19 protein-coding genes and 1 other annotated feature are annotated in these 20,806 nt (G+C 47.9%); of the genes, 17 read left to right on the plus strand and 2 right to left on the minus strand.

Annotated features, from left to right (window positions below; genetic code table 11):
- Positions 1–25 precede the first annotated feature (25 nt).
- Positions 26–517, minus strand: coding sequence for a hypothetical protein (locus MJQ52_RS18100; protein ID WP_094247686.1), 492 nt, complete (start codon positions 515–517; stop codon positions 26–28).
- 194 nt (positions 518–711) lie between these two features.
- On the opposite strand from MJQ52_RS18100, the gene hemA reads away from it, so the two are divergent.
- The 8 genes from hemA to ysxE all read left to right on the plus strand — a co-directional run bounded on the left by hemA (position 712) and on the right by ysxE (position 10,149).
- Entirely contained in the window at positions 712–2,079 is a 1,368-nt protein-coding gene (hemA, locus tag MJQ52_RS18105; protein ID WP_003152628.1) for a glutamyl-tRNA reductase, read from the plus strand.
- A 7-nt stretch (positions 2,080–2,086) separates the two neighbouring features.
- Positions 2,087–2,917 carry a cytochrome c biogenesis protein gene (locus tag MJQ52_RS18110; RefSeq protein WP_003152629.1) on the plus strand — a complete coding sequence of 277 codons (831 nt, stop codon included), beginning with the start codon at positions 2,087–2,089 and terminating at the stop codon, positions 2,915–2,917.
- A gap of 34 nt (positions 2,918–2,951) precedes the next feature.
- Entirely contained in the window at positions 2,952–3,893 is a 942-nt protein-coding gene (gene hemC / locus MJQ52_RS18115; RefSeq protein WP_077722658.1) for a hydroxymethylbilane synthase, read from the plus strand.
- A complete protein-coding gene (locus MJQ52_RS18120) occupies positions 3,883–4,665 on the plus strand; it encodes a uroporphyrinogen-III synthase (RefSeq protein ID WP_077722657.1) in 783 nt (260 codons plus the stop codon). Before hemC ends, MJQ52_RS18120 begins: the two co-directional genes overlap by 11 nt.
- A gap of 2 nt (positions 4,666–4,667) precedes the next feature.
- A complete protein-coding gene (gene hemB / locus MJQ52_RS18125) occupies positions 4,668–5,642 on the plus strand; it encodes a porphobilinogen synthase (RefSeq protein WP_094247687.1) in 975 nt (324 codons plus the stop codon).
- 28 nt (positions 5,643–5,670) lie between these two features.
- The gene (gene hemL / locus MJQ52_RS18130) at positions 5,671–6,960 is read left to right on the plus strand and encodes a glutamate-1-semialdehyde 2,1-aminomutase (RefSeq protein ID WP_003152633.1); all 1,290 of its coding nucleotides are present in this window, start codon (positions 5,671–5,673) and stop codon (positions 6,958–6,960) included.
- Between the two features lie 132 nt (positions 6,961–7,092).
- Positions 7,093–9,093 (plus strand): LysM peptidoglycan-binding domain-containing protein, encoded by a 2,001-nt coding sequence (locus MJQ52_RS18135; protein WP_434181843.1) that lies wholly within the window; start codon positions 7,093–7,095, stop codon positions 9,091–9,093.
- 33 nt (positions 9,094–9,126) lie between these two features.
- A complete protein-coding gene (gene ysxE / locus MJQ52_RS18140) occupies positions 9,127–10,149 on the plus strand; it encodes a spore coat protein YsxE (protein ID WP_029973368.1) in 1,023 nt (340 codons plus the stop codon).
- Positions 10,150–10,162: 13 nt separating this feature from the next.
- Here the strand turns inward: ysxE and MJQ52_RS18145 are convergent, their stop codons facing one another.
- Positions 10,163–10,354, minus strand: a complete 192-nt coding sequence (locus tag MJQ52_RS18145) for a hypothetical protein (protein WP_003152639.1) — start codon at positions 10,352–10,354, stop codon at positions 10,163–10,165.
- A gap of 172 nt (positions 10,355–10,526) precedes the next feature.
- Positions 10,527–10,748 (plus strand) — a binding site (T-box leader).
- A 58-nt stretch (positions 10,749–10,806) separates the two neighbouring features.
- Here MJQ52_RS18145 and MJQ52_RS18150 point away from each other — a divergent pair.
- From MJQ52_RS18150 to mreD, 9 genes are all read left to right on the plus strand, one after another.
- Positions 10,807–13,449 carry a valine--tRNA ligase gene (locus tag MJQ52_RS18150; RefSeq protein WP_434181844.1) on the plus strand — a complete coding sequence of 881 codons (2,643 nt, stop codon included), beginning with the start codon at positions 10,807–10,809 and terminating at the stop codon, positions 13,447–13,449.
- Between the two features lie 58 nt (positions 13,450–13,507).
- The gene (locus tag MJQ52_RS18155) at positions 13,508–14,800 is read left to right on the plus strand and encodes a bifunctional folylpolyglutamate synthase/dihydrofolate synthase (RefSeq protein WP_094247690.1); all 1,293 of its coding nucleotides are present in this window, start codon (positions 13,508–13,510) and stop codon (positions 14,798–14,800) included.
- 139 nt (positions 14,801–14,939) lie between these two features.
- The gene (locus MJQ52_RS18160) at positions 14,940–15,692 is read left to right on the plus strand and encodes a prepilin peptidase (protein ID WP_094247691.1); all 753 of its coding nucleotides are present in this window, start codon (positions 14,940–14,942) and stop codon (positions 15,690–15,692) included.
- Between the two features lie 126 nt (positions 15,693–15,818).
- On the plus strand, positions 15,819–16,820 hold the full coding sequence (locus MJQ52_RS18165) for an SPOR domain-containing protein (protein ID WP_146277259.1): 1,002 nt from the start codon (positions 15,819–15,821) through the stop codon (positions 16,818–16,820).
- A gap of 140 nt (positions 16,821–16,960) precedes the next feature.
- The gene (locus tag MJQ52_RS18170) at positions 16,961–17,530 is read left to right on the plus strand and encodes a Maf family protein (protein WP_070082167.1); all 570 of its coding nucleotides are present in this window, start codon (positions 16,961–16,963) and stop codon (positions 17,528–17,530) included.
- A 31-nt stretch (positions 17,531–17,561) separates the two neighbouring features.
- Positions 17,562–18,257 carry a RadC family protein gene (radC, locus tag MJQ52_RS18175; RefSeq protein WP_007408165.1) on the plus strand — a complete coding sequence of 232 codons (696 nt, stop codon included), beginning with the start codon at positions 17,562–17,564 and terminating at the stop codon, positions 18,255–18,257.
- A gap of 91 nt (positions 18,258–18,348) precedes the next feature.
- The gene (gene mreB / locus MJQ52_RS18180) at positions 18,349–19,362 is read left to right on the plus strand and encodes a cell shape-determining protein MreB (protein ID WP_003152647.1); all 1,014 of its coding nucleotides are present in this window, start codon (positions 18,349–18,351) and stop codon (positions 19,360–19,362) included.
- A 30-nt stretch (positions 19,363–19,392) separates the two neighbouring features.
- Positions 19,393–20,256, plus strand: coding sequence for a rod shape-determining protein MreC (gene mreC / locus MJQ52_RS18185; protein ID WP_003152649.1), 864 nt, complete (start codon positions 19,393–19,395; stop codon positions 20,254–20,256).
- Positions 20,253–20,771: a rod shape-determining protein MreD gene (gene mreD, locus MJQ52_RS18190; protein ID WP_003152650.1), complete on the plus strand. Its 519-nt coding sequence runs from the start codon at positions 20,253–20,255 to the stop codon at positions 20,769–20,771. Before mreC ends, mreD begins: the two co-directional genes overlap by 4 nt.
- Positions 20,772–20,806 lie beyond the last annotated feature (35 nt).

A 20,806-nucleotide genomic window follows, 5' to 3' on the forward strand; every position in this document is an offset into this window, starting at 1 on the left:
CCCAAAACGCAGTGCGTTTTGGGTTTTATCGTATAGTTTTGTTCCGCTTGATAAATAATAATAAAAGGCTGATTCCGATGAAAACATACGGCCAGTATGTTTTGAAGTGTTCCGTCGGAATATGGACGGACTCCAGCCACGCCGTAATTTGTTTAAAGAAGTATAAAAAGAGGGAAAAACCAATCATGGCAGCCGCTTCGTATACATATTCTTTTCTGGCTGCCGCAAATAAGGAGAATCCGAAGACGAAGAGAATCATTTCAAAATCTCCCGGCCACCATGAGAGCTCAGGTTTGGCGAAAAAGTGTAAACCTATGCCGAAAAGAAGCATGCCGATCAGGACGTGAGGCCCGGCCGCTTCCCTTTTGCCCTGATACAAGAGCACGGCCCCCAAGAGCATAAGGAGCACCGGCCATTCCCCCTGATTCGCAAACAGGTGAACCTGTCCGCTCTGAAGCCATGCGAATAATGAAGCGGCAAGCAGAAGTCCCGGTAATAAAATTGATGTTTTTTTCATCCTGTCACCTACCCGCAGTAAAGGATTTTTAGTATGATGATTACAGTGGAAACGAGCTTTTTATACTATAGCATAACATTTTTGAAATCTGTTCACATTTTCCCGAAGAAACTATGTTATAATTATTATAAATAATAAATTCTATGTTAGAATGATTATAAATAAATTGCGATGTACGGGGGTGCATGAAAGCGATGCATATTCTTGTTGTGGGAGTAGATTATAAATCCGCCCCTATTGAAATACGCGAAAAAATAAGTTTTCAGCCGGATGAGCTTGCAGAAGCGATGCTCCGTTTAAAAGAAGAAAAAAGCGTTCTTGAAAACATTATCGTGTCAACCTGCAACCGCACCGAAATATATGCGGTGGTCGACCAGCTTCATACCGGCCGTTATTATATAAAGACATTTTTATCCGAATGGTTCTCGCTGCCGAAAGAAGAGCTGTCTCCGTTTCTGAAATTTTATGAGAGCGACGCGGCGATCGAGCATTTATTCCGTGTGGCGTGCGGTTTGGATTCCATGGTCATCGGAGAGACGCAAATACTCGGCCAGGTCCGCTCGAGCTTTAAAACGGCGCAGGCAGAAAAGACGATCGGCACCATTTTCAATGAGCTGTTTAAACAGGCGGTGACCGTCGGCAAACGCACGCATGCCGAAACCGATATCGGCGCCAATGCCGTTTCCGTCAGTTACGCCGCCGTTGAACTCGCGAAAAAAATCTTCGGCTCATTGTCAAATAAGCACATTTTGATTCTCGGTGCGGGAAAAATGGGCGAGCTCGCCGCAGAAAACCTGCACGGTCAGGGTATCGGCAAAGTAACGGTCATCAACAGAACGTTTTTGAAGGCAAAAGCGCTTGCTGACCGTTTCTCCGGAGAAGCGCGCAGCTTAAACCAGCTTGAACATGCACTTGCTGAAGCTGATATTTTAATCAGTTCGACAGGCGCAAGTGATTTCGTCGTGTCTAAAGAAATGATGGAGAGAGCGGGCAGACAGCGTAAAGGCCGTCCGTTATTTATGGTGGATATCGCTGTGCCGAGAGACCTCGATCCGGCGCTGAACGATCTTGAAGGTGTTTTTCTGTACGATATTGATGACCTTGAAGGAATCGTTGAAGCCAACTTACAAGAACGCCGCGAAACCGCTGAAAAAGTCGAGCTGTTTATTGAAGCGGCAATTGTTGAGTTTAAGCAGTGGCTTAATACGCTCGGGGTCGTGCCGGTCATTTCGGCGCTGCGTGAAAAGGCGCTGTCCATCCAGTCCGATACGATGCAGAGCATTGAGCGCAAGCTGCCTCATCTGACGGTAAGAGAGAAAAAACTTCTCAGCAAACATACGAAAAGCATCATTAACCAAATGCTGCGCGACCCGATTCTGAAAGCGAAAGAGCTTGCGGCTGAAGCGGATTCAGATGAAAAGCTGAAGCTGTTTATGCAGATTTTCGATATTGAGGAAGAGGCCGGCCGCCAGCTGGACAAAAGCCTGGATAACCGCCAGACGGTTCATTCGTTTCAAAAGGCAGAAGCAAAAACGGGCTTACGTCCGCTTGTAAGTGAGTGAGGGCTGTATGATTGATACAGCAATGGCAAGACTTAATGAAGCGACAATTGTTATTTATGCAGTAAGCGTCCTTTTTTACTTTATAGATTTTCTTCAACACAACCGGAAGGCTGGAAAAATAGCCTTCTGGTTGCTTTCTATTGTCTGGACTCTGCAAACCGTCTATCTTTCTTATTTCATGTGGCAGACGGGCAGATTTCCGGTCTTGAATATTACAGAGGCCCTTTACTTTTATGCGTGGGTGCTTGTCACGCTTTCACTTGTGGTCACGCAGATTCTTCGGGTTGATTTTATCGTGTTTTTCACGAATGTCATCGGTTTCTCGATGATTGCGATCCATACGTTTTCACCGACGGATCAGCATTCGGCCGCCTTTTCCGGCCAGCTGGTCTCAGAGCTTTTGGTCATTCATATTACAATGGCGATTCTGTCTTACGGCGCTTTTTCCCTTTCTTTTGTCTTTTCGCTTCTTTATCAGTTTCAATATTCTTTATTAAAGAAGAAAAAATGGGGAAAATGGCTGTTGAGAATTGAAGATTTGTCAAAACTTGATTATATGGCTTACGTTTTAAATGTCATCGGGGTTCCGATGCTGCTGTTGAGCCTGATATTAGGCGTGATCTGGGCGTATGTGTCGCTAGAAACGCTGTACTGGTTTGATTCAAAAGTGCTCGGCTCGTTTATTGTGCTGCTTTTATACAGCTACTATTTATATATCAGAATGATTAAGGAACTGCAGGGAAAAGTGGCGGCGTTATGGAATTCAGCATGTTTTCTCGTGCTGATGATTAATTACTTCCTGCTCGGAAGCCTGTCACAATTCCATTGGTTCAGTTAACGCACGCGCCCAAACAGATTCGGGAGGAAAGAAAATGAGAACGATTAAGGTAGGTTCCAGACGGAGCAAACTGGCTATGACCCAGACAAAATGGGTGATTAACAAACTGAAGGAATTGAATCCTTCCTATGACTTTGAAATCCGGGAGATTGTCACAAAAGGCGACCGCATCCTCGATGTTACACTGTCAAAAGTGGGCGGCAAAGGTTTGTTTGTCAAAGAGATTGAACAGGCGCTGCTGCATCAGGAGATTGATATGGCGGTTCACAGCATGAAAGACATGCCCGCCGTTTTGCCTGAGGGTCTTGTCATAGGCTGCATACCGAAACGTGAGGATCCGCGTGATGCGCTCATTTCAAAAGGGCATCAAAAGCTGGACGGCATAAAAGAAGGGGGCATCATCGGCACCAGCAGTTTAAGAAGAAGCGCCCAGATTCTTGCTGAACGCCCTGACCTTACAATTAAGTGGATCAGAGGCAATATCGATACGAGACTTCAAAAGCTTGAAACGGAAGATTACGATGCTATTATTTTAGCGGCTGCGGGGCTTTCGAGAATGGGCTGGAAAGATGATGTCGTATCTGAATTCCTCGAACCGGACCGCTGTCTGCCTGCGGTCGGCCAAGGCGCTCTTGCCATTGAATGCAGAGAGTCGGATGAGGAGCTTTTGAAGCTGTTTGCGCAATTTACCGATGAGTATACGCAGCGCACGGTGGCAGCCGAACGGGCTTTCTTACACGCGATGGAAGGCGGCTGCCAAGTGCCGATAGCCGGGTATGCGTCCGTCAATGACCGGGATGAGGTTGAATTGGTCGGTCTTGTCGCGTCTCCGGACGGAAAGACGATTTATAAAGAAACAGCGGCGGGACATGATCCGGAAGAAATCGGGAAACGCTGTGCGGCGATGATGTCTGAAAAAGGAGCCAAAGCACTAATCGACAGCGTGAAACAGGAGCTCGATCAGGATGGCAATTGACCTTCCTTTACAAGGAAAGACCGTGCTCGTCACCCGGAACAAAAGACAGGCAGCACCGTTCCGAAAAAAAGTGGAGGCGCTCGGCGGAACGGCTGTTTCCGCCTCTCTGATCGCTTTTCAGGAAGCGCTCCCGGATGAATGTGCGGACAGTCTGCGGGAAGACCTTTCTGAACCGGGCTGGCTTGTGTTTACAAGCGTAAACGGTGTCCGGTTCTTTTTTTCCTACCTTGATCAGCACGGCCTTGCGCTTTCGGGACGGAAAAAAATCGCAGCCGTCGGTGAAAAGACAGCGCGCGCCCTGAAAGAGCGGGGAGCCCGGACGGATGCGATGCCTGACGAGTATGTGGCGGAATGTCTGGCTGATACTTTAAAACGGCACGCATCAGCTGCCGAACCCATTTCAGTGATAAAGGGCAATTTATCACGCGATGTCATAAAAGCGGAGCTTGAGCCGCTTGGCTATCAAATAAGGGAATGGGTGTTATACAATACCATTCAGGATGAAAAAGGCATGGACGAGCTGAGACGGGCTGCATCCCGCTCTCATTTTGATTTTATTACGTTTACCAGCTCATCGGCGGTGCATACGTTTATGCATGCGGTCGGAGACGGAGAAAAAGCGTGGGAAAACAGCGGTGCGAGCTATATCAGCATCGGCCCTTTGACAGAGAAAGCGCTCTTGGAATACGGGATCTCATCCCATGTGCCTGACACCTACACGATTGAAGGCATGCTGGACGTCATGTGCAGCATGTCGGGAAAGGATAGATAATGATGAATCAAACATTTAACAGACACCGCCGTTTGCGCGCGAACGCTGCGATGAGAGATTTAGTAAAAGAAACACGTCTTCACCCTTCAGATTTTATTTACCCGTTATTTGTCGTTGAAGGACTCGAAGGAAAAAAAGAAGTTCCTTCCATGCCGGGGGTTTATCATGTATCACTCGATTTGTTAAAGGATGAAATGGCTGAGCTGATATCGCTCGGCATTAAGTCGGTCATCGTTTTCGGCGTGCCGGAAGAAAAAGACGCCTGCGGAACCCAGGCTTTTCACGACCACGGCATTGTGCAGAAAGGGATTGCTGAGATTAAAAAGCATTATCCTGAAATGATCGTCATCGCTGATACATGTCTTTGTGAATACACGGATCACGGCCATTGCGGCGTCGTGAAAGACGGAGTAATCCTGAATGACGAGTCGCTTGAACTGCTGGCGCAGACAGCCGTCAGCCAGGCTAAAGCCGGCGCTGACATCATCGCTCCTTCAAATATGATGGACGGTTTTGTCACAGTGATCAGGGAAGCGCTCGACAAAGAAGGATTCACGAATGTTCCGATCATGTCTTATGCCGTGAAATATTCAAGTGAATTTTACGGTCCGTTCCGCGACGCGGCTGACAGCACGCCGCAGTTCGGTGACCGAAAAACATATCAGATGGATCCGGCCAACCGCCTGGAAGCGCTACGTGAGGCTGAATCAGACGCGGCAGAAGGCGCTGACTTTTTAATCGTCAAACCGTCTATGTCATACTTAGATATTATGCGTGATGTGAAAAACCGCCATCACCTGCCGCTGGTCGCATATAATGTGAGCGGGGAGTATTCCATGGTGAAAGCGGCAGCCCAAAACGGCTGGATTAAAGAAAAAGAAATGGTGCTGGAAATTTTAACGGGCATGAAACGTGCAGGAGCCGATCTGATTATGACGTATCATGCAAAAGACGCAGCAAAATGGCTTGCTGAGTAACGATTTCATTTGACGGGAGCTGAGGCAGATGAGAAGCTATGAAAAATCAAAAGCCGCTTTTAAAGAAGCGCAGAAACTGATGCCGGGCGGAGTGAACAGCCCGGTGCGCGCGTTTAAATCAGTTGATATGGACCCGATCTTTATGCAGCGCGGAAAAGGATCGAAAATTTTTGATATTGACGGCAATGAATATATCGACTACGTCCTGAGCTGGGGGCCGCTCATTTTGGGTCACACGAACGACCGGGTCGTTGAAAGCCTGAAAAAAGTAGCCGAGAACGGGACAAGTTTCGGGGCATCCACTGAAGTGGAAAACGAACTGGCCAAATTGGTCATTGACCGTGTGCCGTCTGTTGAAATCGTGCGGATGGTCAGCTCCGGCACAGAGGCGACAATGAGCGCCCTGCGTCTGGCAAGAGGATACACCGGCCGCAACAAAATTTTGAAATTTGAAGGCTGTTACCACGGCCATGGTGATTCGCTGCTGATCAAAGCGGGATCCGGAGTGGCGACACTCGGGCTGCCGGACAGCCCGGGCGTGCCGGAAGGAATAGCAATGAATACGATTACCGTTCCATACAACGACTTGGAAAGCGTTGCACTCGCATTCCGGGAGTACGGTGAAGATATTGCCGGGGTCATTGTTGAACCGGTAGCAGGCAATATGGGCGTTGTTCCGCCGCAGGAAGGCTTTTTACAAGGACTTCGCGACATTACGGAACAGTATGGCGCGCTGCTCATTTTTGATGAGGTCATGACCGGTTTTCGCGTGGATTATAACTGCGCGCAAGGGTATTTCGGCGTGACGCCTGACTTAACGTGTCTCGGCAAAGTCATCGGCGGCGGTCTTCCTGTCGGTGCGTATGGCGGAAAAGCTGACATTATGGAACGAATCGCGCCGAGCGGTCCGATCTACCAGGCGGGAACATTGTCGGGAAATCCGCTTGCCATGACAGCGGGACTTGAGACGTTACAGCAGCTCACACCTGAATCTTACCAAGAATTTGTGAAAAAAGGCGATATGCTTGAAGAAGGCATTTCAAAAGCAGCTGCAGCACATGGCATTCCGCACACGTTTAACCGGGCGGGGTCAATGATCGGCTTCTTTTTCACAAATGAGCCTGTCATTAACTATGAAGCAGCCAAATCTTCTGATTTAAAGCTGTTCGCCAAGTATTATAAAGGGATGGCCGACGCAGGCGTATTTCTGCCGCCGTCTCAATTTGAAGGATTGTTTCTCTCCACTGCGCATACAATGGAGGATATTGAAAATACCATTCAAGCCGCTGAGAAAGTGTTCCAGGCGATCAGCCGCTGATACCGAAAAGCCGATGCAAGCAAGACTTGTATCGGCTTTTTTCAATGCCTCCATTATCATATTTTCCCGGATTGCGGCATACACCTTTAGTGACATCTAATTGTATGGATTAGATGAAAGGAGGATATGAACTTGCCGCATAATCACCGATTGCAATTTTCTGTTGAAGAATCAATCTGTTTCCAAAAAGGACAGGAAGTTTCTGAATTACTTTCGATTTCATTAGACCCTGACATCAGGGTGCAGGAAGTAAATGATTATGTCTCAATTAAAGGATCATTAGAACTTACTGGCGAGTACAACATAGATCACAGCAGTCATTTTGAAGAGCTTGATAGGGAGCTGAGGCATGTAGAGGAAGTGAGGGCGAGGGAGGATGGCACGGCCGAGCTCATTCATTGTTTCCCGGTGGACATCACGATTCCGAAAAATAAAGTGAGCCACCTCAATGATGTTTTCGTATTTATTGATGCCTTTGATTATCAGCTGACGGATTCAAGGATCTTAACCATTCAAGCTGATTTGGCAATTGAAGGGCTGCTTGAGGAATCCGAGCCGAAAGAGCCGGAGATCCCTTTGTACGTGGCGCCTGAATTTGCCAGAGAAGAAATGATCAATCTTGCCGGACATCATTCTGAGGACGAAAATGAACCAGAATTAATGATACGCCATGAGCCTGAAATACCTTTGACTGTATCAGAAGAAGCAGCACAAGAAACAGAGAAGAACGAGGAAGAAATCCCGCCTTTACTCAGGCAGGAGGAAGAAGAGCAGGAAACAGCCCCGCTTCTGAGGGAGCAGGAAGAAGAGCAGGAAACAGCCCCGCTTCTGAGAGAGCAGGAAGAAGAAAAGCAGGAAGCAGCCCCGATTCTGAGGGAGCGGGAGGAAGAAGAGCAGGAAGCAGCCCCGATTCTGAGGGAGCGGGAAGAAGAAGAGCAGGAAGCAGCCCCGATTCTGAGGGAGCGGGAAGAAGAAGAGCAGGAAGCAGCCCCGATTCTGAGGGAGCGGGAAGAAGAGCAGGAAGCAGCCCCGATTCTGAGGGAGCGGGAAGAAGAAGAGCAGGAAACAGCCCCGATTTTGAGTGAGCAGGAAGAAGAGCAGGAAGCAGCCCCGATTCTGAGGGAGCGGGAAGAAGAAGAGCAGGAAACAGCCCCGATTTTGAGGGAGCGGGAAGAAGAGCAGGAAGCAGCCCCGATTTTGAGGGAGCGGGAAGAAGAAGAGCCGGAGACTGCCCCGATTTTGAGGGAGCAGGAAGAAGAAGAGCCGGAGACTGCCCCGATTCTGAGGGAGCAGGAAGAGGTGCCGAAACCTGTTTCCTTTACTGAGCCTCCTCCTCCCGTTTCCTTTCAACACGAAGAAGAGCCGGAAGAAGCTGAGGAGCCTGCAATCATGTCGGCTGTGAGGAATGAACCTGTATTTGAGGATGATTCAGCAGAAGTGCAGGAAGAGTCAAAAGATGATAACGAGCCGGTTTTCCCTGCGTTCACTCTGACTCCGCATGCGGAAAAACCAAAAATTGCGGAACAGCCCTTCCTTCAAAAAGAAGAACAGCCAGAGGCCGAGCCGCTTCTCCGTCAGAGTGATCATGAGGCGGCAGAAGACGAAGATGAGCCTGCGGTTTTTCAAGAAGAGCAGGCGCCCGTTTATCGCGAGTTCGTTCCGGAACGGCAGGAAGAGGAGTTTTACAGCGCTCCTAAGCTGCTTGAAGAAGAGGCTCATGATGAAGAAGGGTTTGAAATTGAGGTAAGGAAGATGGCGCAGCCGGAGGAGGAAACCGGGAAGCCTCTCGATTTGTCTTTTCAGTTTTCCAAACTGCCGCCTGAGGAGCCGGCGCAAGCTGAACCGCCTGAGCCGCTTAAGTCTGAAAGAAAGAATAAAGAAGCGGCACCGGGAACCGAGCAGAAGGAAAATGACAACTCTCATTACTTGACAAAATTATTTACAAGGGAAGAAGAAAAGTTTTCAAGAATGAAAATTTGTATCGTACAGCAGCAAGATACTATCGACCGGGTGTGTGAACGATATGACATAACATCCCAGCAGCTCATCAGAACGAATGCTTTATCGTTTGATGACGAGCTTGAAGAAGGTCAGCTTCTGTATATACCTGAATATAATAACAGCCATGCGTAAGCACAAAGAGGCCGTAAAAATGTGGTGAATGGAATGGAAGCAGTCCAATCAGTGCTTCAGGAATACGGGCTGGCGGCAGAGTATATTGAGCCTGTCAGCCCGCATGTTTGGAAGGTCTACTCAAACTACGGCATTTTTGCTTTGAAACAGCTCAAGCCGGCCCGCAGCAGTGAATTTACGGATCTTATGATTGAGATTGAGGAGAAGGGCTACCGATCATTTGTGCCGATCTGCCGCACGTATGCCGGCGATTTTTTTGCGGGAAGACAGACGGAGAATTCTTATTATTTAATGCCTTGGCTTCAGTACGATCAGGAAGAGGAACGGGATCAAAAACATGTTTACCTTTTTAAAGAGGTCGCGAAGCTCCATTCCGCGACTGTGCGGGACATCCAAATCCGGACTGAAGATATCAGCGGCTTTTATGAAGCAACGAAAAGAGATTGGGAAAATGATAAGCTTGTCTATGAACAATTCGCCGACCGGGCGGAAAAAGAGTGGTACCTTTCACCTTTTGAACTGCAGGCTGTTACGTATCTTACAGAAACGGTTTCCGCCGTCAATTTTGCTCTGGAACGTCTGGAAGAATGGTTTGAGGCGGCAAAGGACCATGACAAGACGAGAGCGGTGATCAACCACGGCAGCTTATCGAGCCGCCACTTTCTGTATAATGATGCGGGATCGGGCTTTTTCACGAATTTCGAGAAAGCTGCGCTGGGCCCTCCGCAAAACGACCTGCTCGGCTTTTACTCCAGAATGTTCAGAAGCTATCCGAAAGCATGCCCGGAGTGTCTGGACTGGTTTTATACGTATCACAAATCATTCCCGCTCCGTGAAGCGGAAATCAGCCTGTTTCTCAGCTATATGGCTTATCCGTCCGCCATGTACAAAGTGCTGAAACGGTATCAGACCGGCCAAAGGGGCTCTGAAAAAGAAGAGTGCACGCAATTATTAAGAGCGTTTTGGCAGATGAAAAATGTTGAGCCTTTTCTCATGAAGGTTCATCAGATTGAGCGGGAGAAAAAAATAAAAGCGGAAAACGAGTCCTCTTCATAACGGGACTCGTTTTTTATATCCATTCCAAATGCAGGGCGCACGCTAAAAACAGCAGGATGGCAAGCAGCAGGACATCAAAAGTCGTCGGGAAGAAAATCGTCCTGATCCCCTGAAAGATCGTAATCGGGATAATGACTTGCACGGATACAAGGCGGACCTGTCTGGCCCACTGGGGGAGCGAATAAGAATTGAATTTTTTTCTCACGGGCAATTCCTCCTCACATTCGCCTTTCTATGTATCGTATGTAAGGGAAAGGGCGGGGTGCATGCCCATTTATGTATGACGGCAGCGGTTTTTGGAAAAGATGATTGACGAATCAAAAACACTTTTACTATAATAAAGAACATAATAAATAAGATCATGAGCTGATATAAATACACCTGCTTTGAACGGGAAGAGTACAAGAAAGACGCATGAAGAGAGAGAAGCTACTGTGCTGAAAGGCTTCTTATGCCGTCTCATTGGAAGGTCGCCCGGGAGCATAATTTCTTGAACATACAGTAGAGAAATTCGGGCCGCACCCGTTATCCGTTTAAGTGCATGAACAAATCTGTTCATGAAAAAAGGTGGTACCGCGAAAGAGCTTTTCGTCCTTTATCAGGATGAAGGCTCTTTTTTAGTTGCTCAGCCATTTCTAAACATGCTGGAGGGTTATCATGGATACAAACGAACAAACAATGCCGACAAAATATGATCCGTCTGCGATTGAAAAAGGCCGCTATGATTTTTGGCTGAAAGGAAAATATTTTGAAGCGGGCAGCGATCAAACGAAACAGCCGTATTCTGTCGTCATTCCGCCGCCGAACGTGACGGGCAGGCTGCACCTCGGACATGCGTGGGATACGACGCTGCAAGATATCGTTACGCGTATGAAACGCATGCAGGGCTATGACGTGCTCTGGCTTCCGGGCATGGATCACGCCGGCATCGCCACTCAGGCAAAAGTCGAAGCGAAACTCCGCGAACAGGGCACAAGCCGTTATGACCTCGGCCGTGAAAAGTTTTTAGAAGAAACGTGGAAGTGGAAAGAAGAGTATGCTGATTTCATCCGCAGCCAATGGGCCAAGATGGGACTCGGACTCGATTATTCACGCGAACGTTTTACTCTTGATGAAGGGCTGAACAAAGCCGTGCGTGAAGTATTCGTCAAGCTGTACGAGAAAGGCTTGATTTACAGAGGCGAATATATCATCAACTGGGACCCTGCCACAAAAACGGCTTTATCCGATATTGAAGTGATTTACAAAGACGTACAGGGCGCGTTTTATCATTTGCGCTACACGTTAGCAGACGGTTCAGGCTCAATTGAAATCGCGACCACCCGTCCGGAAACGATGCTTGGCGACACGGCTGTCGCGGTTCATCCTGAAGATGAGCGCTACAAACACTTAATCGGCAAAACGGTGATTCTGCCGATTACAAACCGCGAAATTCCGATCGTCGGCGATGATTATGTTGATATGGAATTCGGATCAGGCGCTGTTAAAATCACGCCTGCCCATGACCCGAATGACTTTGAACTCGGAAACCGCCACAATTTAGAGCGGATTCTCGTCATGAATGAAGACGGAACAATGAATGAAAAAGCGCTGCAATATAACGGCATGGACCGGTTTGAATGCCGCAAAAAACTCGTCAAAGATCTTCAGGAATCCGGTGTTCTCTTTAAAATCGAAGACCATATGCATTCTGTCGGCCACAGTGAAAGAAGCGGCGCCGTTGTTGAGCCGTACCTGTCCACACAATGGTTTGTCAAAATGCAGCCGCTGGCCGATGCTGCGGTTGACCTTCAGGCAAAAGAAGAGAAGGTTCACTTCGTTCCTGACCGGTTCGAGAAAACGTACCTGCACTGGATGGAAAATATCCGTGATTGGTGTATTTCCCGTCAGCTGTGGTGGGGCCACCGCATCCCGGCTTGGTATCATAAAGAAACAAAAGAAGTGTACGTCGGCCTTGAAGCGCCTGAGGACAGCGAAAATTGGGAACAGGATTCAGACGTGCTTGATACATGGTTCAGCTCCGCGCTTTGGCCGTTTTCTACAATGGGCTGGCCTGATGAAAACGCTGAAGACTTTAAGCGTTATTACTCAACCGATGTTCTTGTAACGGGATATGACATCATTTTCTTCTGGGTATCCCGGATGATTTTCCAAGGTCTTGAGTTTACCGGCGAGCGTCCGTTCAAAGACGTGCTGATTCACGGCTTAATCCGTGACGAGCAGGGCAGAAAAATGAGTAAATCCCTTGGGAACGGCGTGGACCCGATGGATGTCATCGACAAGTACGGAGCGGATTCCCTGCGCTATTTCCTGGCAACCGGAAGTTCACCGGGACAGGATCTCCGTTTCAGCTATGAAAAAGTGGAATCCACATGGAACTTCGCAAATAAAATTTGGAACGCCTCCCGTTTTGCATTAATGAACATGGACGGCATGACGTATGACGAGCTTGATCTGTCCGGTGAAAAATCAGTTGCTGATAAGTGGATCCTCACAAGACTGAATGAAACGATAGAAGACGTGACACAGCTTGCGGATCGTTATGAATTCGGTGAAGTCGGACGCCACCTGTACAACTTTATCTGGGACGATGTGTGCGACTGGTATATCGAAATGGCGAAGCTTCCGCTGTACGGGGAAGATGAAGCGGCGAAGAAAACAACCCGGTCTGTTCTGGCATACGTGCTTGACCAGACGATGCGTCTTCTTCACCCGTTTATGCCATTCTTAACGGAAGAAATCTGGCAGCACCTTCCTCATGAAGGCGAGTCAATCACGATCAGCTCTTGGCCGGTTCCGGTGCCGGAACATACGGATAAAGAGGCAGCGGCGGATATGAAACTGCTCGTTGAATTAATCCGTTCTGTCCGCAATATCCGGAGCGAAGTCAACACGCCGATGAGCAAGCAGGTTGAACTTTACATTAAAACATCTACCGAAGACATTGCCGGCCGCCTTGAGAAGAACCGTTCTTACGTTGAACGCTTCACGAATCCGAGCACGCTGAAAATCGGGACGGATATCACTGCGGCAGACAAGGCGATGACAGCGGTCGTCACCGGAGCGGAAGTCATTCTGCCGCTTGAAGGGCTGATTAACATTGATGAGGAGATCGCCCGTCTGCAAAAAGAATTCGACAAGCTGACAAAAGAAGTCGAACGCGTTCAGAAAAAACTCGGCAACGAAGGATTCATTAAAAAAGCTCCTGAGCATGTCATTGAAGAAGAACGCGAAAAAGAGAAAGACTACACGGCAAAACGCGAAGCTGTCCGGCAGCGGATTGCAGAGCTGAAAGGCTGATAAAACAGCGGGGCGGTTTCCTAAGAAACCGCCTTGTCGTATAAAAGAGGGGATTTCATTGTTTAATACGTACAAAGAAGCGATCAGTTGGATTCACGGCAGACTCAAGTTCGGCGTTAAGCCGGGCCTTCTCCGTATGGAAAAGCTGATGGAAAAACTGGAACACCCGGAAAAGAACATTCGCGCCATTCATGTGGCGGGCACAAACGGCAAAGGATCAACCGTCTCTTTTATCCGTTCCGTGCTTCAAGAAGCCGGTTATACGGTCGGCACGTTCACATCGCCTTACATGATTATGTTTAATGAGCGTATCAGCGTCAACGGCACGCCGATTACCGATGAGGAATGGAGAACGCTCGTTAATGACATAAAACCGATAGTTGATGAGCTCGATAAGACTGATGCCGGAACGGTGACAGAATTTGAAATCATTACAGCGTGTGCATTTTTATATTTTGCGAAGCGGGCTGATATCGATTTTGTTATTTTTGAAGCGGGGCTCGGCGGCACATTTGATTCAACCAATATTGTGAAACCGCTTCTGTCGGTCATTACAAGTATCGGACATGACCATATGGCCATTTTAGGCAATACCATCGAGGAGATCGCCGGGCAGAAAGCCGGTATCATTAAAAATTCCATTCCGGTCATTACGGGTGTCAATCAGCCGGAAGCACTCGGCGTTATTGAAGCGGAAGCCGAAAAAAAGCAGGCTCCGTATCAGTCACTTTATAAAACGTGCAGACTGTTTAATGAAGCGGCGCTTCCGTCCGGCGAAAGCTTTTCGCTGGAAACAGAAACGAAATGCTATGAAGACATTCAAACGTCGCTGATCGGCATTCACCAAAGGCAGAATGCGGCATTGGCGATATTGGCCGCTGAATGGCTGAATCGCCTGGAAGCCGCAGTCATTTCAGAAGAAGCGATGCGAAACGGCCTGAAAAAAGCTTCCTGGCCGGGCCGGTTTGAACGTCTTCAAAGCCGCCCTTTAGTGTTTGCGGACGGCGCGCATAACGAAGAGGGCGTTGAAACGCTGACAGAAACGATCAGGCAGCGCTTTGCCGATAAAAACGTCCATGTCGTATTCAGCGCATTAAAAGACAAACCGTATCAGGAAATGATTAAAAAGCTTGAAACCGAAGCAGATTCCATTCACTTTGTATCATTTGACTTTCCGCGTGCTTCAAGCGCCGAAGCTCTTTACAATGCAAGCAGTCATGCGTCTAAGAGCTTCGATGAGAACCCGGACAGTGTGAAAGAATGGATAGAACAAAAAGACGGGGCGGATGATGTCATCATCATTACCGGCTCCTTATATTTTATTTCAGAAATGAGAAAGCGGCTGATCTGACAGCCCCTGGAACACCCGGCAAGCCATTTTACGGTTTTGCCGGGTGTTTTTATGAGGAAAACACATTTTCAGCCATTTCAGGCATGATATTTTTCTATGCTACAATCTGAGCCAGATTGATAGAAAAGGTGTGGTCTGAATGCTTTTCATTCTGTTTGTTCTCGGTCTGATTTTCGGTTCTTTTTTTTATACAGTCGCATGCCGTATTCCGCTTCGAATCTCGGTTATTTCGCCGCGTTCATCCTGTTCGTTCTGCGGCTTGCCGCTCTCCTGGGGGGAGCTTGTGCCCGTTGTTTCCTATATCCTGCAAAGAGGAAGGTGCAGAAACTGCCGTGCGAAGCTGTCAGTGATGTATCCGGCAGCGGAATGCTGGACGGCATGTTTATTCACGGCTGCCGGTATCCATTTCGGTTTCTCAAAAGAGCTGCTAACCGCGCTGTTATTTCTGTCTCTGCTGATGATTGTTACTGTGACGGATCTGCAATATATGCTGATTCCTGACAAGGTTCTGCTGTTTTTTCTTCCGCTTTTCATCGCCGGCCGTATGTTTTCTCCGCTGGATTCATGGTATGCGGGGTTTGCCGGAGCTGTTTGCGGATTTGCTCTGCTTGTTTTTATCATGTTTGTCAGTAAAGGAGGCATCGGCGCAGGTGATGTGAAACTGTTTGGGGTGATCGGCCTGACGCTCGGCGTGAAGCTCGTGCTCATTGCATTCTTTCTTTCCGTTATGATCGGAGCCGTATACGGTATGTGCGCCGCAGCCCGGGGCAGGCTTGGTAAAAAGCAGCCATTTCCGTTTGCGCCGGCCATCTCAGCCGGGAGCGCTTTGAGTTATTTATACGGTGATGAGCTGTTTTCGTTTTACATCAAGCTCGCTTCAGGCGGAGCTTGAAAAATTTGGCGAACGTTTTTTGGACAAGACGACAAAAGTCTTGTTCTTTTTTTTTTCGCCTATGCTAAAGTGTGAACCATGATCAGTTCAAGGTACGGCCAAGACGAATGCAAGGGGGAAGAGACGTTGAAAAAAAGGAAGAGCAAAAAGCACAGCAAAGCTAAAAACAATGCCCTTAAAGTAACCATTAACGGACAAGAAGAAACGATGTATGGACAAGAAGATGTGAATGAAGGCGGGGAGAAGACCGTCACATTTTCCAATTGGGAAGAAACAAAAAAGGCGGAACAGGAGACCGCCGCTTCCCATGAAGATCCGAAAGAAGAAGATTTCAATTGGGATCATGAGAAGAATTCTGAGGTATTTGAAGATGACCCGAAAGTCGTTCCGCCATACCAGAAGAAAAAAACAGGCCCTCATTTTCCGAAAAAAAAGCAGCCGTCTTCTCCAGTTAAAAAAGCGGTCACGACAATTGCCGTTGCGGCTGTTTTAGGCACCGGGCTCGGCCTTGTCGCCTTAAATATGTCGGGAAGTAAAGAAGCCTCCGCTCCGGCATCAGCTGACAAAGGTTCACAAGGGCAGACGGTGAAAGCGGGAGATGTTTCTAAAGACAAATCTGAAACAGCCGGCACAGGAGATGCGGAATCTTCAGTGGGAAACTATAAAACATATGCGGTGCAGGCCGGAAAATTTTCATCAGAAAAAGGAGCGCAAACGCTTGTTGACCAGCTGACTGAAAAAGGATACTCGGCCGTCTCTCTGGCAAAAGAAGACGGATACACATACGTGATCGCCGGGCTTGCAGCGGAAAAAAGCTTATCACAGCAATTGGGTCAGACACTGATAGACCATGATTTTGAGGCTTGGGGCGGAAAAGAGCTCAGCTTTGCGGTCGATTCAGGGCTGGAAGACTCTTTTAAACAGGCATCTGAGCTCTCCGCCAAAGCGATTACCGGCAAAGATCTTTCAAAAACGGAAGTGGCTGAAGCGGCAAAAGCGGCAGACGGCGCAGACGCCGCTGACAAAAAGCAGAAAGAGGCCGTGCTTCAAGCGCTGAAAGAGCTGGAAACGTCGGGGGCAGAATCCGGCTGGAAAGCCCAAAAAGAGCTTTTAAGTGTTGTAAAATAGTATCTCATTTCCCGTCATCCGGCGGGATTTTTTATTTTGTCATCAAAAAGTTATTTTTCTGAAATTGTGGTTGCCCGTTTGATTTGGTAGGATAGACAAGTATCTTTTTTTCTTAAGCAAACCCTGAAAGGATGACAACCATGACAAAACGCTTAATACTCGCATCACAATCTCCGCGAAGAAAAGAACTCCTTAATCTTCTTCAGATTCCTTACAGCATTATTGCGAGCCGCACAGAAGAAAAATTAAATCGAAACCTTTCGCCGGAAGAAAACGTCCAATGTTTGGCCGAGCAAAAAGCCGGTGCTGTATTGGCCGAAAATCCCGATGCAGTCGTTATCGGGGCTGACACGATGGTGTGCATAGACGGCGAGTGCCTCGGCAAACCGCGTGACAGGGAAGAAGCGGCACAGATGCTGCGGAGGCTTTCCGGCCGAAGCCATCAAGTCATTACGGCGGTCAGCATTCAGACGCATGACCGGAAAGAAACATTCTGTGACACGACGGAAGTGACGTTTTGGCCGCTCAGTGAAGACGACATACAGCTCTACATTGAAACAAAAGAACCGATGGATAAAGCAGGTGCATACGGCATCCAAGGAAAAGGCGCGCTTTTAGTGAAAAAAATAGACGGTGATTTTTATTCTGTCGTCGGGCTTCCTGTCGCTAAAACAATGAGAGCCTTGAAAGAATTTAATATAAAAGCTTGATGTTCAAACCGGGAAGGGGAACAAGGAGGGGTTGATCATCCGTGATCTGCCGTTAAAATTAAGAGATTTCCCCGAAAAAGAAAAACCGAGAGAGCGGCTTCTGCACTTCGGAGCCGAACATCTCTCTAACAATGAATTGCTCGCCATCCTGCTGCGGACGGGAACGAAACATGAGTCCGTCATGAACCTCGCTCACCGGCTGCTGCGGACGTTTGACGGGCTGCGCCTGTTAAAAGGCGCCTCTGCCCAGGAGCTTTCCAGCATTCCGGGAATCGGCACGGTGAAAGCCGTTCAGATTCTTGCCGCAATTGAGCTGGGGAGCCGCATTCATAAGACATCCGCCGGGGAGCATTGCGTCATCCGCTCTCCGGAAGACGGGGCGAAGTATGTGATGGAGGATATGCGCTTTTTATCCCAGGAGCATTTTGTCTGTTTATATTTAAATACCAAAAATCAAGTCATTCATAAACGCACCGTTTTTATCGGAAGTCTGAATTCATCTATTGTCCACCCGCGGGAGGTGTTTAAAGAAGCTTTCAAACGATCCGCCGCGTCCTTCATTTGCGTTCATAATCATCCTTCAGGAGATCCTACACCGAGCAGGGAAGATATAGAGGTAACCAGGCGGCTTTTTGAGTGCGGAAATTTAATCGGCATCGAGCTGCTGGATCATTTGGTCATTGGTGATAAAAAATTTGTGAGTTTAAAGGAAAAAGGATATTTGTAACACTTTTTTTTTCGTTGATTTAAGATATAATAGATTTTATGAGTTTTTCCCTTTAGGGTATTTTTGCTTTAAGAAAGGAAGATACATACATATGTTCGGAATTGGTACAAGAGACCTTGGTATAGATTTGGGAACCGCGAATACGCTTGTGTTTGTTAAAGGTAAAGGAATCGTAGTGAGAGAGCCGTCTGTCGTTGCTCTGCAAACGGATACGAAGTCAATCGTTGCGGTCGGTAACGATGCGAAAAACATGATCGGAAGAACTCCGGGCAACGTGGTTGCGCTCCGTCCGATGAAAGACGGCGTTATCGCTGACTATGAAACAACTGCGACAATGATGAAATACTACATTAATCAGGCTGTGAAAAATAAAGGATTGTTTGCGAGAAAGCCGTACGTTATGGTGTGTGTGCCGTCAGGTATTACGGCCGTTGAAGAACGGGCGGTCATCGACGCGACAAGACAAGCGGGCGCACGTGACGCTTATCCGATTGAAGAACCGTTTGCGGCAGCAATCGGCGCGAATCTTCCGGTATGGGAGCCGACGGGCAGCATGGTCGTTGATATCGGCGGCGGAACAACTGAAGTGGCGATCATTTCTTTAGGCGGCATTGTCACGTCTCAGTCAATCCGCGTAGCCGGTGACGAAATGGACGACTCAATCATCAGCTATATCAGAAAAACATATAATCTGATGATCGGTGACCGTACGGCGGAAGCCATTAAAATGGAAATCGGTTCAGCAGAAACCGGTGAAGAAAATGCGTCAATGGAAATCCGCGGCCGCGATCTTCTGACAGGTCTGCCGAAAACGATCGAAATCACGGGAACGGAAATTGCAAATGCACTGCGTGATACAGTTCTCTCAATCGTTGATGCGGTGAAGAGCACGCTTGAAAAAACACCGCCTGAGCTGGCCGCTGACATTATGGACAGAGGTATTGTATTAACAGGGGGAGGCGCCCTGCTCCGCAATCTCGACAAAGTCATCAGCGACGAAACGAAAATGCCTGTTCTTATCGCTGAAGATCCGCTGGATTGTGTTGCGATCGGCACTGGAAAAGCACTGGAGCACATCCATCTTTTCAAAGGAAAAACAAGATAATCAGGAGTTAAATAGAAGAGGTGTATCACGATGCCGAACAAACGGTTAATGCTATTACTTCTGTGTATTATCATATTGGTGGCTATGATTGGATTCTCGCTGAAGAACGGCCGTAATACCACCTGGCCTGAAAAGCTGATCGGTGATACGACGGGAGTATTTCAAAACATTTTTCACACGCCTGCCGAATATTTTGCAGGGTTCTTCGGGGACATAAAAGACCTGAAAAACACGTACAAAGAAAACGAACGCTTAAGACAAAAGCTGGACGGACAGACACAATATGAAGCGAAGCTCCAAGAACTCAAAGATGAAAACAAGAAGCTGCGTGATGAACTCGGGCATGTCAAATCAATTTCCGACTATGATCCGATTTTAGCGACCGTTATCGCCAGAAACCCTGATCAATGGTACAAGCAGATCATGATCAATAAGGGAACGAAGCACAAAGTGGCCAAAGACATGGCTGTCACGAACGAAAAGGGTGCGCTGGTCGGGAAGATCAAAAGCAGCGGACTCAACAGTTTCACATCCGCCGTTCAGCTGCTGAGCGATGTTGACCGCAATAACAGAGTTGCCACCAAAATCTCCGGCAAAAAGGGAAGCAAAGGCTACGGTTTAATTGAAGGGTATGATAAAAAGAAACAGACCCTGAAAATGACCATCCTTGAACCGGATGAAAAACGTGAAGTGAAAAAAGGCGACCTCGTGGAGACCTCCGGAACGGGCGGCGTATTTCCTCAAGGGCTGACGGTCGGCGAAGTGACCGATGTAGAATCAGATGCTTACGGCCTGACGAAAATCGCTTACGTGAAACCGGCTGCTGACTTGTACGATCTTGACCATGTCATCGTCGTGAACCGAAGCGTAGCAACAGGGGAGGAAGGATCGTGAAACGTTTCCTTCTCCCTTTGATTATGATTTTGGTCTTTTGTGCTGAAAGCATCTATACGGATCTGGTGCGTTTTCCTTTCGTTTCCGTCGAGCAGCAGGTCGTTCCGCATTTTCTTTTGCTTGCGCTGATTTTTATGTCGGCTTATATCAACCAAAAGCATGCGGTGATCTACGGTTTCATTTTCGGATTTCTTTATGACATCAATTATACGGGTGTTTTAGGCGTTTATATGTTTGGTTTTGCCGGATTATGCTATCTGGCGGCCAAAGCGTTTAAAGTGCTGCAGACAAACGCCCTGATGGTTATTCTGGTCGCGGTGCTGAGCGTATGTGTGCTTGAATTTTACGTCTACGGCATTCAGACGTTAATCCGCAGCGGCACTATGACGTTTAACGATTTTGTCATTCAGCGGTTCTTGCCGACCGCTTTGCTGAATATCGCGGGAGCCGTTATATTAGTCCTGCCCTTTAGGCTGTTTTATATAAGTCTGAAGAAAGAATTAAGAGATGAGTAAAAAGGATTTTATCTTTTTTTGACGAAAAGAGTATG

It is taken from the genome of Bacillus sp. jun7 (genome assembly GCF_051034795.1).
Taxonomy (GTDB): Bacteria; Bacillota; Bacilli; order Bacillales; family Bacillaceae; genus Bacillus; species Bacillus velezensis.